Annotated in this window: 14 protein-coding genes; all 14 read right to left on the minus strand. The window is 65.5% G+C overall.

The window, feature by feature from the left end; genetic code table 11:
• Positions 1-22 precede the first annotated feature (22 nt).
• On the minus strand, positions 23-1552 hold the full coding sequence (locus AC1Q6Z_RS13255) for a xylulokinase (RefSeq protein WP_492648154.1): 1530 nt from the start codon (positions 1550-1552) through the stop codon (positions 23-25).
• Complete coding sequence (locus tag AC1Q6Z_RS13260; protein ID WP_492648155.1) at positions 1549-3096, minus strand: xylulokinase; 1548 nt, start codon at positions 3094-3096, stop codon at positions 1549-1551. Before AC1Q6Z_RS13260 ends, AC1Q6Z_RS13255 begins: the two co-directional genes overlap by 4 nt.
• Positions 3097-3100: 4 nt before the next feature.
• Positions 3101-3847 carry a deoxyribose-phosphate aldolase gene (gene deoC, locus AC1Q6Z_RS13265; protein ID WP_492648156.1) on the minus strand — a complete coding sequence of 249 codons (747 nt, stop codon included), beginning with the start codon at positions 3845-3847 and terminating at the stop codon, positions 3101-3103.
• A gap of 2 nt (positions 3848-3849) precedes the next feature.
• Positions 3850-4743, minus strand: a complete 894-nt coding sequence (locus AC1Q6Z_RS13270; protein ID WP_256116639.1) for an SIS domain-containing protein — start codon at positions 4741-4743, stop codon at positions 3850-3852.
• 13 nt (positions 4744-4756) lie between these two features.
• On the minus strand, positions 4757-5617 hold the full coding sequence (locus tag AC1Q6Z_RS13275; protein ID WP_492648157.1) for an MBL fold metallo-hydrolase: 861 nt from the start codon (positions 5615-5617) through the stop codon (positions 4757-4759).
• Positions 5614-6549, minus strand: coding sequence for a phosphoglycerate dehydrogenase (locus tag AC1Q6Z_RS13280; protein WP_492648158.1), 936 nt, complete (start codon positions 6547-6549; stop codon positions 5614-5616). The genes AC1Q6Z_RS13275 and AC1Q6Z_RS13280 overlap by 4 nt, the downstream gene beginning before the upstream one ends.
• Before the next feature lie 4 nt (positions 6550-6553).
• Positions 6554-7507, minus strand: coding sequence for a shikimate dehydrogenase family protein (locus AC1Q6Z_RS13285; RefSeq protein ID WP_492648159.1), 954 nt, complete (start codon positions 7505-7507; stop codon positions 6554-6556).
• Positions 7504-8157, minus strand: a complete 654-nt coding sequence (eda, locus tag AC1Q6Z_RS13290) for a bifunctional 4-hydroxy-2-oxoglutarate aldolase/2-dehydro-3-deoxy-phosphogluconate aldolase (RefSeq protein WP_492648160.1) — start codon at positions 8155-8157, stop codon at positions 7504-7506. The genes AC1Q6Z_RS13285 and eda overlap by 4 nt, the downstream gene beginning before the upstream one ends.
• Positions 8154-8798: a glucose-6-phosphate isomerase gene (locus AC1Q6Z_RS13295; protein WP_492648161.1), complete on the minus strand. Its 645-nt coding sequence runs from the start codon at positions 8796-8798 to the stop codon at positions 8154-8156. Before AC1Q6Z_RS13295 ends, eda begins: the two co-directional genes overlap by 4 nt.
• Positions 8799-8829: 31 nt before the next feature.
• Positions 8830-9594, minus strand: a complete 765-nt coding sequence (locus AC1Q6Z_RS13300; RefSeq protein ID WP_492648162.1) for an SDR family oxidoreductase — start codon at positions 9592-9594, stop codon at positions 8830-8832.
• Position 9595: 1 nt separating this feature from the next.
• Positions 9596-10324 (minus strand): SDR family oxidoreductase, encoded by a 729-nt coding sequence (locus AC1Q6Z_RS13305; protein WP_439630264.1) that lies wholly within the window; start codon positions 10322-10324, stop codon positions 9596-9598.
• Positions 10325-10341: 17 nt separating this feature from the next.
• Positions 10342-11436 carry a glycerol dehydrogenase gene (locus AC1Q6Z_RS13310; RefSeq protein ID WP_492648163.1) on the minus strand — a complete coding sequence of 365 codons (1095 nt, stop codon included), beginning with the start codon at positions 11434-11436 and terminating at the stop codon, positions 10342-10344.
• Positions 11437-11468: 32 nt separating this feature from the next.
• Entirely contained in the window at positions 11469-12239 is a 771-nt protein-coding gene (locus tag AC1Q6Z_RS13315) for an SDR family NAD(P)-dependent oxidoreductase (RefSeq protein WP_492648164.1), read from the minus strand.
• A 237-nt stretch (positions 12240-12476) separates the two neighbouring features.
• A complete protein-coding gene (locus AC1Q6Z_RS13320) occupies positions 12477-13187 on the minus strand; it encodes a GntR family transcriptional regulator (protein ID WP_492648165.1) in 711 nt (236 codons plus the stop codon).
• Positions 13188-13272: the final 85 nt, after the last annotated feature.

Consider the following 13272-nt stretch of genomic DNA (forward strand, 5'->3'; position numbering starts at 1 on the left):
TTTCCTCCTCCAATGGGGTGATTCAGGGCCGATCGCCGGCCGGGCGGATCTGGGCGGCAAGCGCGTCCATGTCGTCGTAGAGCGCCTTGCTGTGATGGTAGAGCCGGTCGAACACCGGCTGGACATGGCTGTATACCTCGACCCAGGCAGGATCGGGCGCAATTTCATCCGCATAACGGACATAGGCGTCCGCCGCATCCTCGGGCCGGGAGAAACGGCCCGTCGCGGTCGCGGCCATCGCGGCGCAGCCGACAAGGCCGCATTCCGGCTCCTGCGGCACGAGCACCGGCGTGTCGAAGACGCTCGCCTTGATCTTCAGCCAGAGTTTTGTGCGCGCCCCGCCGCCGGCGGCGATCATGCGCTCCAGCCGCTTGCCGGAGCTCGCCTCCATGATGCGGATGTGGCGGGCCATGGCAAAGGCGATGCCTTCCAGGATCGCTCGGTGCAGGTGCTCCATGCCGTGCACCGCGCCAAGCCCGAAGAACTGTGCGCGCGCGTTGCGGTGCTGGCCGAGACGCTCGCCGGTCAGGAAGGGCATGAACAGCAACGCCTCGGAACCGGGCGGCGCCTTTTCGGCCCGTTCGACGATGTCGCTGTAGCTCAACGCGCCATCATGGAAGGCGCGCCGCGCCCAGCGCATGCCGTCGCCGCCGGTTTCGAGCAGCACGAAGGGTGCCCAGTTGCCCTCGATCGTCGCGACGTTGGAGATTTCAGGATCGAGCAGCGGTTTTTCGGCGATCATCGTGACGATCGCGCCGGTGCCGGTGCTGTCCGAGCCGAGGCCGGGCCGGCACGCGCCTGAGCCGAGCAGTGCCATCGGATAGTCCGCCCCGCCCACCATGACGGGCGTGCCGGCGGCAAGCCCGGTCGCGAGTGCGGCTTCCTCCGTGACGTGGCCGATGATGTCGAGCGGATTGCGGATCGGCGGTAGCAGCCGGGCGTCCAGTCCCATGCGCTCGATCATCACCGGCGACCAAGCGACCGTCTCCGGGTTCATCAGGAAGCTGCATGAGGCGTCGCCGGTATCCATGGCGATTTCGCCGGTCAGCCGGAAGTTGATGTAGTCCTTCGGCATGATGGCGACGGCGCTGCGCTTGTAGGCCTCGGGATCGGCATCGCGCACCCATTGCAGCTTGAAGCCAGGCCAGGCGGGCGTCGGCGTGTTGCCGCTTTCGCCGAGATAGCTTTCGGGTGCGTTCTCGGCCTCGAATTTTCGCACAAGGTTGAGCGTGCGCTTATCATTCCAGAGCGGCGCGGTATCGCGGGTCAGGTGCCCCGCATCGTCGAGCAGCACGAGGCCGTGCATCTGGCCGCAGATGGCGACGATGGATATGCGCTCGCGCGCGCCTTCGCTCTTGTCCAGCACGGCGCGCACCGCGGTGCAGGCGCCCTCCCACCAGTCGAGCGGCCGCTGCTCCGCCCAGCCGAATTGCGGCACGATCTGGTCGTGTTCGCGCGCCGCGATCTCGACGATTCGGCCCGAGGTGTCGATGAGCGCCGCCCGCACGCTGCCGGTGCCGACGTCGATGGCGAGAAAGAGCTCCCCGGTCACGATGCAACCTCCCTGAGCGCGGCGAGTGCGCCCGACAATACCTGCTGTTGTTCGGCGGCCTCGCGATAGGCGACGCGTGCCGCCTGGTAGACGGCAAGCGTTTCCGCCGCGGGTTCGCTGCGCCCTTCCGCGACATGCAAAGCGCGGATCGGCAGGAAATCCGTCCAGAGCCCCATGCCGACGAAGGCAAGTGCCGCGGCGCCCAAAGCCGCTGCCTGCTGGTCGATCTTCGTCTTGATGATCGTGCAATCGAAGACGTCGGAAAAGACCTGCCGCCAGAAGGCGCTGCGGGCGCCGCCGCCCACGATGATCATTTCCGAGCCGATCGCAGTCATGCGGCGCAACTCGTCGAGCGCGACGCGCAGGCCGAGCGCCACGCCCTCCAGCGTCGCGCGCAGAATGTCGGCGCGGCCGTGTTGCAGGTCCAGCCCGACGAAGCCACCGCGCACCGCAGGCCCGCCTTCGAAGCTCGTGCCGCCGCCAAGCGTGGGCACGAAGATCAGGCCACGCGCCCCGGCCGGCGCTTCGCCGGCAAGGCGAAACAGTTCGTCATGGACGTCGAGGCCGGCAGCTCTTGCCGCCTGCTTCACGTCCGGCAGCAGCGTATCGGTCACCCAGTTGACGCTGGTGCCGGAGGAGAAGATCGAGGTCGCCGAAATGAACATGCCCGGCACCACATGGGCGAAGACGAAGGGGCGCACGCGGTCATCCAGCAACGGCTCGGAAGAGGAAACGGTGATCCAGCTCGACGAGCCCATCGAGGCATAGGCGTCGCCCTCCAGGAAGGTGCGGCCGCCGAGCGCCATGCAGCTGTTGTCCACGCCACCCGCGACCACCTTGACGCCCGGGGGCAGGCCGAGTTGCTTCGCGGCATCGGGCAGGACGTCGCCGAGAATGTCAGTGGAGGCGACGATTGCCGGGAAGAGGGCCGGGCTGAGACCCGCCGCTTCGATCAGCTCCGGTGCATAGTGCCCGGCCTTCAGATCATAGACGCCGGTGCCCGAGGCATAGGACGGGTCGGTGGCGATGCGGCCGGTTAGCCGAAGGTTGATATAATCCTTGGTGCCGATGATCGTTCTTGTCCGGGCAAAAATATCGGGCGCGTTTCGGCGCAACCAGATCGCCTTGAACACGGTGTAGAGCGGGGCCGGGAAGCCGTTGCCGGTTTTGCGATACCATGTGTCCGGGTCGATCCGCGTGAAGAAGTCCTCCGCCTCGGCGACCGCGCGCCCGTCCGACCAGAGCGGAACGAATTCCTGCAACAGGGAGCCATTCTCGTCGAGCGAAATGCAGCCGAGGCTGTGGCCGGAAATGGCGATGGCGCGGATGGACGCGGCATCCACCTCCGGATGTTTGAGCAGGGTGCCAAGGCTCGCGCAAATGGCGTCCCACCAGTCTTCGGGTCGCTGTTCGTGATGCGAGGAGGAGGGGTAGAACGTCTTGTAGGACACGACCTCTTCCGCAATGCAGGTGCCGTCCGGACGGAAGATCGCCGCCTTGACGCCCCCGGTGCCGAGGTCGAATGCCGCAACGGTATCGGCCATGGTCTCAGCCCACCGCGCCGATTATGTCGAGGCGCCCGCCGGGCAGCGCGGCGCATTGGCGCACCAGATCGACCGCGACCTTCGTGTTGATGCCGAAGCGGGTGACGCCGAGGCGCACCATGGCGGCAATGCTTTCCAGCGAGCGGATGCCGCCCGAGGCTTTGACCTCGACCGCGCCATCGACTGTATCGATGATGAGCTTCAGCTTTTCCGGCGTCGTGGCGCTCGGCGTCCAGCCGGTGCCGGTCTTCACGAAAGCGGCACCACTTTCGGCGACGATCCCCGAGGCGGTGCGGATCTCGTCATCCGTCAGGTGGGCGAGTTCGAGGATGACCTTGAGCGGCACCGGTGCAATTGCCTCCACCACGGCGCGGATATCGCTGCGCACATAGTCGAGATCGCCGGATTTGAGGCGGCCGACATTGATCATCATGTCGAGTTCCTGAGCGCCGTTTGCGGCAAGCTCCGTGGCTTCGGCGACCTTGGTGCGGGTCGTATGGCCGCCGGACGGGAAACCGACCGGGCCACCGACGAGCGTCAGCCCGCCGGACGGCACGAGGCTGCGCAGCAGCGGCACGAAATTCGGCAGCACATGGGCGGCGATGAAACCTTCGGCCACGGCGATTTCCGCCAGCTCCCGCACGTCCGCCTCGGTATGGAAGGCCTGGACGGCGCTGATGTCGATCAGGGCGGCGAGCTCGCGCTGCGAGAGCGATGCCGGCGTCGGGGAGCGGTGGCGGGTGTTGTGCATCTCTATGTCTCGTTGCTCATTCTTAGGTAGCGAAGGTTGCGCTTCATGCCGGTGAAGAGCTCGACATGTTCGGCGCCGCGGCGCAGCGCCACGCTGGTGGACAGGATATCGATCACCGTCAGCGCGGCGATGCGGGATATGGTGGGCGTGTAGATATTGGTGTTTTCCAGCGTCTCGACCTTCAGCACGAGATCGCAGAACTCGACGAGCGGGCCATCCGCGCCGACGATGCCGATGATCTGGCAGCCGTTTTCGCGCGCCCGGCGGGCGGTCTCGATGATCGCCAGCGTCGCGCCCGTATTGGAGATGACGACGGCGACGTCGCCCGGTTTCAGCATGGAGACGACCATGATCTGCTGGTGCGCGTCGGTCTCCGCGCCGCAGGGCACGCCGAACAGCGGGAATTTCTGCTGCGCATCACGCGCGACGATGCCCGAGGCGCCGAAGCCGAAGAAGTCGATGCGGTTCGCCTTGGCGAGCATATCGACGACCTGGCCGACTTTTACCGGATCGAGATGGTTGCGCACCCAGTCGAGGCTGGTGATCGTATAGTCGAAGATTTTTTCCGAGACCTGGGCCGGCGTGTCGTTGCCGTCGATGACCGAATGGGTGGCTGAGACGCCGAGCGCGAGGCTCTGGGCGAGGCGCAGTTTGAAATCCTGGTAGCCCTGGCAGCCGACGGAGGCGCAGAAGCGGATGACCGTCGGCTGGCTGACATCCGCCCATTCGGCGGCCTCCGCGATGGTCGCGTTGATGACGCGCTTCGGGTCGGCAAGGACGAGTTCGGCCACCTTGCGATCCGACTTGCGGAGCTCTCCGCGCTTCATGCGGATGACCTCCAATATGTTGTTATTGTTGCCGCCAATCGGTTTGGGCTGGAGCGCGCTGGTTGACATGGAGACCCCCGGTTCACTTAGACAATCGGTATTCAACCGACAGCTTTGCCCGATGGAGCCGCGCCCTGCAATCAGCCGCCGCCGATTTGGCATCGATCGTTGCAGGGTCCTCCGTGTTGAAGGCGAACATGCCGTAGTGATGGGCGATCATGTCCGCCGCGCCGATCCGGTCCGAGAGCACACAGGCTTCGTCCAGCGTCAGATTGCCGGCGATCCCGGCTTGCGTGAGCTCAGGCCGGCGGCCATTGACCGGCAGCAGCGCGAGATCGACCTTGAAGGGTGCGACCTCGTCAACGAGCCCTTCGAAGGGGATCGTATCGCCGGAATGGTAGAAGCGAACGCCGTCGCTCTCGACCACGTAGCCTAGGAATTTGTGCCAGCCTTCCGGCGAGCGTTCCAATGTTTCGTGCGCCGCGCGGATAGCGGTGATGGCGAGGCCGGGCAGGGGCTCGATACGCTCGCCGGCATTGACCGCGATCAGCCGTTCCAGCCCGACGCCGATGCGTTCCTTCGCAACCTCGATCGCGGCGCGCGGTACGACGAAGCGGCAATCCGGATTGGCCGTAGCGATCGGCGCCAGCGTCTGCTGGTCCATATGGTCGGTATGGTGATGCGTCACCAGCACGAGATCGACCGGGCCGATTTCGGACGGCTGGATGGGAGCGGCCATCAGGCGGTCGTGCTCGAAGCGCTTGCCCTGGTATTTCTCCGCAAGGCTATCGGAAAGATAAGGATCGATGACGATGCGATAGCGGCTGGTCGCGATGACGAAGCCGGCCTGCCCGAGCCAGTAGAGCTGGATGCCTTCAGCCGGCGGCGTGGAGAGCCGCGCGGCAAGCGTTTCCGAAAACGGCACGGGCGAGAGCGACGTCATGCGGCGTTCTCCCTGACCAGCGCGGCGAGCAGGTTTTCCACGGCGATGGTCGTCGCCTTGCTGACGCTCTCGTCCGTCAGCCCGCCGATATGGCTCGTGGCGATGACGCGGGGATGGCTGGCAAGCGAGCCGGGCGCAGGCGGTTCCTCGACGAAGACGTCGGTGGCGTAGGTCTGCAACCGGCCCTCGTCGAGTGCGGCGCGCACGGCATCCTCATCCACCAACGTCGCGCGGGCTGTGTTGATCAGGATGGCGTTGGGCGGCATGATCGCGAGCCGTTTCGCGTCGACGATTGGCCTGCCGTCGGCGGGCGCGGGGCAATGCAGCGAGACGATGTCCGCTCCCGCAAAAACCTCGTCCAGGCTTGCCCATTTGAACGGGCCGTAGACTTCAACATTCGGGCGGAACGGATCATGGGCGACGACGTTGGCCCGCATCGATGAGACGGCGCGTGCGACGCGCTTGCCGATCGCGCCGCAGCCGATGATGCCGACGGTGCGCTCGGCGATTTCTTTGCCGCGCGAACGCGGCCAGCCGCCGGCCCGAATGCCGGCCGTCTCGGTGGGGATGTGGCGGAGGGAGGCGAGGATGAGGCCCATCGCAAGCTCCGCCACGCCGACCGCATTGGCGCCCTCGGCCTTGAGCACGCGGACGCCCCGACCCTTGAGCAGCGCCAGCGGCAGGTTGTCGATGCCGGTGCCGTTGCGGCTGATGGCGCGCAGGCTGTCGGCGGCGGCGATGACCCGGTCGGAGACCGGCTCGACGCCGGCGAGCCAGCCGACGCAGCCGGGCACGAGGTCGAGCAGTTCGGCCTCGTCTGGCATACGGCCCGGCGTCGGGAACACGAGGTCGAAACCGGCCTGGCGCAACGGCTCCAGTTCCGGCGGCGGATCGAGCGAGAGCGAACGGGGCGTGACGAGAATACGCTTCACCACATCACCCCTTCGCCGCTTCGATGGCGATGCGCGAAATCTCGTCGAAGGACGGGCCGGAGGTCGGGATATCGATATCGAACACTTCGGCGATGACCTGCGTCCAGCCATGCAGGAAATAGGTCCAGCCATCCTCGACCTGCAACCCACGCGCCGCCTGCTGGCGTCGTGCCTGGTCGAGAAAGACGAGGTCGCCGCGGTAGTTCAGGTCCCAGGCAATCGCCCTTTCGGGGAAGAGGCCCGCATCGGTGATCGGCGAGCCGGGCGCGTCCTTGCCGAGGCCGGTGGCGTTGATGACGAGCGAGCCCGGCTTCAGCGCGGCCATGGCGGCATCGTTCAGCTCCGGCCGGTCGGCCAGCACGTAGTCGATCTTAACGCGGGCGTTCATGTCCTGGTGAATGCGCCGCAACTCGTCGAGACGCGGCTGCGACCGGTTGGTGACGACGATGCGCGAGGGCAAATCTGCGCCGCGGCGTGCCTGCATGAGATGCCAGGTGATGGCGATGGTGGACCCGCCGGCGCCCATGGAAAGGACTTCCGCGCCAGTGTCGGCAAAGTGGCCGGCCGGCACGAAGCCGTCGATCGCAAGGCCCGACGAAATGGGGTCCTTGGCATGGCAGATCAGCTTACCGTCGCGCTTCGACAGGCAGCTCGTCTCATGCATCAGCAGCGCATGCGGATCGATCACGTCGAACATGTCGCGCGCCGCGTTGAACAGGTCGATCTTGTGCGTGGTGACGAGCGCGCCGAGCGACAGCGGGTCCGTCTTGATAAAGGCGACGGCCTCGCGATAGGCGGCCGGATCGGCATGCAGTGGAAAATCGATGCCCTTCAGCACGGCGTCCTTCAGCCCGAGATGGCGCGCCCAGGCGGGAAAGACCCGCATGATCGAGCTTTTCGCCGTCGTCACGCCGATGAAGTAGAAGGTCGGCTGGGTGGCGGGTTGATAGCGGCTCATCGGTTCGCCTCGCGTGCCTCTTTGGCCTTTGCCACAGCCGCGCGCGCCTTCGCCGTGATATCGGCCCAGCGGCCTTCGCCGATGTCGGCCTTCGTCGCGATCCAGGTGCCGCCGACGGCGGCCACCGCGCTCAGCTTCAGCCATTCGTGCATGTTGTCGAGGCTGACGCCGCCGGTCGGCACGAAGCGGGTGCCGAGATGCGCGAAGGGCGCGCTGATCGCCTCCAGCATGGCGGGGCCTCCGGCTGCTTTCGCCGGGAAGAATTTTGCGAGCTTCAGGCCGTGGCGGGTGACGGCGGTCAGGTCGGACGGCGTCATGATGCCGGGCGCGAAGGGAAAGTCCTTGCCGTTCGCGGCCGTGACGATCTCGGCATCGAAGCCGGGCGCGAGGCCGAAGCGGGCACCGGCGGCAATTGCCGCGTCGAGGGCTTCCGGCGTCAGGATCGTGCCGGCGCCGACCAGCAGTTCCGGCCGTTTGTCGGCCATGATGGCGATGACTTCGGCGGCCGCCTCGGTGCGGAAGGTGATCTCGGCGAGCGGCAGACCGCCTTCGAGAAGCGCATCGGCGAGCGCGACGGCGTCGGAGGCGCGCTCGATGGCGATGACCGGAACGACGCCGAGCTTGGCTGCCTGATCGAATGGGGCACTCATGCGGTTTTTTCCTTCTCCTGATGGCCATAGAGGGCGGCGATCGTCGCCGCGTCCCGCATCCGCCAGCCGGCATTGTCGAGCTGTTTCCAGCCGCCCTTGCCATCGTCGACGATGCGGGCGCGCATGCCGCCGGCCTTGGCGATGCAGTCATAGTCCTGGCCGGAATCGGCGGGGTAGCAGAACAGCATCACCAGTTCCTCGTCGCCGACATTGACGGAGCGGTGGATCCAGTAGGGCGGCACGTAGCAGACCGTCTGGGCGTCGATTTCGACGATGCGAATCTCGCCTTCCGGGGATTCCATTAGCATGAGGCCGCGGCCCTTTTGCCCGTAGTAGATTTCCGGCCGGTCCGCTTGCCGGTGGATGTGGCCGCGGGTGACGAAATATTCGTTGCCCACCTTGCCCGGCAGCATGCGGGTGACGCCGAAGATGAGATCGCCGGATCGCTCGTTCGGCCGGAATTCCGAGACTTCGTAGACGACCGTGTCGTTCCACCCGGCCTGCATGGCGGAGAAGGCATCCGCATCCGCATAGAGACCTTCGAGGTCGCGGAAACGCTTCTGGTAATCGCCCGTGGCATCGCTCATGGCGCCGGTCTGAAGATCGACCTTGCACCCGACGGGCTCGAATAGCTGTGTCAAAACTGGGTCCTCGTCTCTGTCAATTTTTCGATCAAACGATGGTGTAGCCGCCGTCGATCATCAGGTTTGCGCCGTTCACCATCGCGGCCGCACCGCTGGCGAGGTAGAGCACCGAGGCGGCGATCTCCCACGGCTTGGCGAAGCGCCGCGTCGGGATGGCGGCGCGGGCGCGCTCGCCCTTTTCGCCGGCCCAGCCGGTGAGGCCGAGTTCGGTCTCCACCACGGTCGGCGAGAGCGCGTTGACGGTGACGCCGCGCGGTCCCCATTCCAGCGCCATGCAGTTGGTCATGCCGACGATGCCCGCCTTGCTGGCGCAATAGGCGACATGGCCCTCGATGCCGATGATAGCGGCCTGCGAGGCCATGTTGACGATACGGCCGGATTTGCGCTCCAGCATGCCGGGCGCGACGGCACGCGCCATCAGAAAGGAGCCCTTGAGATTGATGGCGAGCGTGCGGTCCCACTCCGCCGTCGGATAACTTTCCGCCGGCGCCAGCGGCCCGATGCCGGCATTGTTGACGAGAATGTCGATGCGGCCGAAGGCTTCGGTCACCGTTTTAACAGCGCGCTCGACACCCGGCTCGTCCGTCACGTCCACGACATGTGAAATGTGGTGGGAGCCAAGCGATGCGGCGACATCGGCAACGGAGGGATCGCGGTCGAGCAGCGCGACGCGCGCCTTCTTCGCCGCGAAGGCTTCGGTGATTGCCCGGCCGATGCCGGTCGCCGCACCCGTGACCACCACGGTCTTGCCGCTGAAATCCAGCAGGTCGTCGAAGGAGGGGGTATCCGTCATGTCAGAATTCCTGGCCAGTATGGGTGATCGTCATCTCCTGCAGATTGACGTCCTGCGGAAGCTGGTAGGCAAAGAGCATGGTGCGCGCGATGTCGTTGACGTCGAGGCCGCCATCCAGCTGCTTGCGGCCGTTGTCCCAGAATTCGTAGGCGTTCTGGTGGGTGATGGTCTTGTCGATCTCCGACTTGGCGACGCCCGGCGAGATGACCATGACGCGCACCCGGTGGGCCGACATCGTCTGGCGCATACCTTCGCTGACAGCATGCACGAAGTGCTTGGTGCCGCCATAGACGTCATGGTGCGGATAGACCTTTCGGCCGGCAATCGACGAGACGTTGATGATCGTGCCGTGCCGGCGTTCCTTCATGCCAGGGGCGACCGCATGCATACCGTTCAGCACGCCGAGGCAGTTGATATCGACGAGATCGCGCCATTGTTCCGGGTCCTGCTCGTCGAGACGCGCGAGACGGGAGATGCCGGCATTGTTGATCAGGCAGTCGACCGGGCCGAACTTCGCCTCGCCCTCGGCGATCGCTGCGACCAGCGCCGCGTGATCGCGCACGTCGGCGTTGACGGCCAGCGTATCAGGAAGCCCCATCGCCTCGATCAGCTCGGGGCGACGGGCGATGAGGAGCAGCGGATAGCCGGCGGCGGAAAAGACCCGGGCGGTTTCCTGCCCGATGCCGGCGCTGGCGCCGGTGATCATCACGAGGGGTTTTCTGTCGGTCATGACTTACCTCCCGCCACTCAAGCGATGCTGCGCGAAAAGGCGTCGAGCGCCAGGATCGCATCGCGGACCGCAGGCACGGTGATGGTGACGGGCGTGGCATAGATGATGTTGCCCGGCCGGCAGGCGGCCTCCGCAACACGCTCGATCTTAGCGGGCACGTCTTCCACGATGCCGAGGTCGGAAAGCTTCGTCGGCAGGCCGACGCTACGGCAGAAGCGGATCATCGCCTCGATTTCGGCGTGCTCGCGGTTCTCCAGCATCAGCAGGCAGAGTGTGCCGAAGGCGACCTTTTCGCCGTGGAAATAGCCGTGGATTTCTTCGAGCACGGTCAGCCCGTCATGGATGCCGTGCGCGGCCGAGCAGCCGCAGTTCTCGAAGCCGAGGCCGGAAAGCAGCGTGTTCGCCTCGATGATGTTTTCCACCGCCTGGGTCAGCAGCCCGGCCTCGACGGCGATCTTCGCCTTGACGGCATCGCGCATCAGCACGCTCTGGCAATGCCTGGCGATTGCCATACCGGCTTCCGTGGTCGGAAAGCCGCCGGCGACATAATTGTTCGTGCGCGATTCGATGTTGGAGCGCGCCTCGAACCAGGTCGAAAGCGCATCACCGATGCCGGCGACAAGGAAGCGCGCGGGTGCTGCCGCGACCAGCGCGGAATCGACGACGACGACATCCGGATTGCGGGGCAGGCGGAGGGAATCCTCATAGACTCCGTGTTCCGAATAGCGCACGGCAATCGCGCTGCAGGGCGCGTCGGTCGAGGCAATGGTCGGTGCGATGACGGTGCGCGCACCGGTGTTGATGGCGACGATCTTGGCGGTATCCGCCGTCTTGCCGCCGCCGACGCCGACGAGCACGTCGCTGCCATGCTCGATGGCGATTGACCGCACACGCTCGATTTCAGACGTGCAGCACTCGCCGCCGAACCGCTCGAAGCGGATGTCGAGGGCGTCGCCGGCGCTCTTGCCGATGCGCTCGCTGAGCGTGTCGAACAGCACGCGGTCGATCAGCACGAGGGCGCGTTTGCCGAGCGGTGCCAGGTAGCTCGCCAGCTTGTCGATCTCGCCTGCGCGCTGGATATATTTGTTCGGACCGCCGAATGCGCGTGCCATTCAATTGCTCCCGTATCTCTTTGCTGTGAAGGTCAGTGGATGGTGTAGCCGCCGTCGATGGTGAGCACCGAGCCGGTGACGTAGCTGGCGGCATCGGAGGCGAGGTAGAGCACGGCGGTCGCCACTTCGCTCGGCTTGCCGGTGCGGCCCAGCGGCGTCATTCCGAGCCAGATCTTCGACCATTCCGGATCGTCCAGCCCGCCTTGCGTCATGGCGGTTTCGATATAGCCGGGCGCCACTGCATTGATGCGGATGTTGTTCTTGGCGAATTCGCCGGCCAGCGACTTGGTCAGCATGTGCACACCGGCCTTGCTGGCATTGTAGGCGACCTGGTTCTGCGGAAGATTGCTGATATAGCCGGAGATCGAGCCGATATTGACGATCGAGCCGCGCCCCGCTGCAACCATCGTCTCGATGGCCGCCCGGCAGCACCAGAAGAGGCCGGTGAGGTTGGTGTTGATCACCTCGTCCCAGGTCTCTGGCTTGACGTCGAGGCTGTCGCCATGGCGCGCGATGCCGGCATTGTTGACGAGGATATCAAGCCCGCCAAGCTCGGCGGCCGCCTGCTTTACGAGCGCCTGGGCGGCGCTCTCGCTGGAAATGTCGGCGGGCAGGTAGAGTGCTTCGATGCCCTTGCCGGCCAGGTGCCGCACCGCTTTTTCACCCTCGTCGCGAGAGCGCGCGGAGATGGCGATGCGTGCGCCGGCCTCCCCAAGCGCTTCGGCGCAGGCAAGCCCGATGCCTCGACTGCCGCCCGTCACCAGCGCGACACGACCATCCAATCTGAAAAGCTCAGCGTACACGATCCCCTCCCGGTAGCGCCCTCCTTGGCGCCTCTAAAAATGTAGTTTAGCTACCTTGACAATCGAGTGTCAATCCGAAAATCTATGCCTCAGGGATGGAATTTACCGAAATCAAAAGGAAGTGCGACCTAATTCGCGCCGTGATTTCGATAAAATGTAGCTTAGCTACGGGAGGGCAGCAAAATGGGTGTGCAGCCGCGCTACCGTTTTCGGTCGGGCGACGTGGGTGGCAATGTGTCAGCGGCGCGTCGTTCGGCGCCGTCCCTTGGCCGGCGTCACGGCGGCTTCCGCCTCCCGCGCCGTCACCGCAGCCAGATAATGTTCCCGCGTCGCCTCGATGTGCTGGCCCATGAGGTTCACGATGGCCTCGTCGTCTCCTGCCGCGACCAGCTCCGCCAGCCGCACATGCTCGTCGAACGAGGTGGCGTTGAGCGAGGGAGCGAGCGACAGGCGGTTGCGCAGGGCCTGCACCCGGAAGGCGATCAGCTCGTAGGCCTCCATGAGATAGGCATTGTCGGCCAGCTCGAAGAGCACCCGGTGGAAGCCGCCGTCGAGCGTGCGGTAGAGCTCCGCGTCGTTGGCGTCGAGCGACTTGCGCATCTTCTTGACGATGTCAGCCCACTGCTTGGCCAGCGCCCGGCGATCGGTCGCAAGCGCCATGCGAAGGGCGGCGAGTTCCAGCACCTCGCGCAGTTCGGAGAGTTTTCGGACCTGGTTTGCATCCATGTCGAAGACGAACGAGCCGCGCTGTGGATGCACCTCGATGAGACCTTGCCGCTTCAGCACCATCAGCGCCTCGCGAACGGGCGTCTTGGAGACGCCGAGCTCGGTGGCGAGTGCGATTTCGGAGAGCGGTTCGCCGAGCTGGAACACGCCGCGCACGATGCGGTTGCGTATTTCCTGCGCCGCCAGGTCGGTCAGCGACGGACCGCGGTCGAGTGTATTCATAGGGTCTCCCTTCCTTGCAGGGGTCGACGCAGGTTCACCGAGCCCCTCAACTATTTACACTGAGATATTAGATATGATACGCCAA

The organism is Shinella sp. GW835-FHT14H05 (assembly GCF_058793575.1).